The organism is Limnospira sp. PMC 1279.21, assembly GCF_032349615.1.
Classification (GTDB): Bacteria; Cyanobacteriota; Cyanobacteriia; order Cyanobacteriales; family Microcoleaceae; genus Limnospira; species Limnospira fusiformis.
In genome coordinates this window covers 1-367 of sequence record NZ_JARPLU010000571.1, presented here as the reverse complement: position 1 = coordinate 367, position 367 = coordinate 1, and the positions used below count along the sequence as shown (strand labels likewise).

2 protein-coding genes are annotated in these 367 nt (G+C 48.0%); both read right to left on the bottom strand.

Going from position 1 to position 367, the window contains the following annotated elements:
• Positions 1-104 (bottom strand): helix-turn-helix domain-containing protein (locus P5683_RS26000; RefSeq protein WP_315669526.1); only part of this gene is annotated, 104 nt, incomplete at its 3' end.
• On the bottom strand, positions 67-367 hold a 301-nt coding region (locus P5683_RS25995), incomplete at its 5' end, for a recombinase family protein (RefSeq protein WP_315642106.1). The genes P5683_RS26000 and P5683_RS25995, both read right to left, overlap by 38 nt.

Here is a 367-nt window from a genome sequence, read left to right as displayed (position 1 = left end):
CGTCGTTTACCACTCCTAGATAATGCAATTGCTTGGTTGTAGCAATACCGACAAGCAGCCAGCCATTTACGCCAGACTTGATTTAGCTCCGGGCTGGGGTAAATCCGGATCTTCTTTGACCTGAGTTTTGTATTTACTCCGTCGGTATAATCGGGAACTGAAGCAGTGGAAGAGGGCGAGGATGTCCTCAACCATTTCTGGTTCTGGACTGAGACTTGTCTCGTTGAGAACCATGAGTGAGCACCTGTTTTGCTCACAGAGCCATCGAAACAAGTCAAATCCAAACCTTGCCAGTCGGTCTTTATGGGCAATGACAACCATGCGGACATCTCCTGACAAATGATGTCCCAGTAAGGCCAGCATTTTC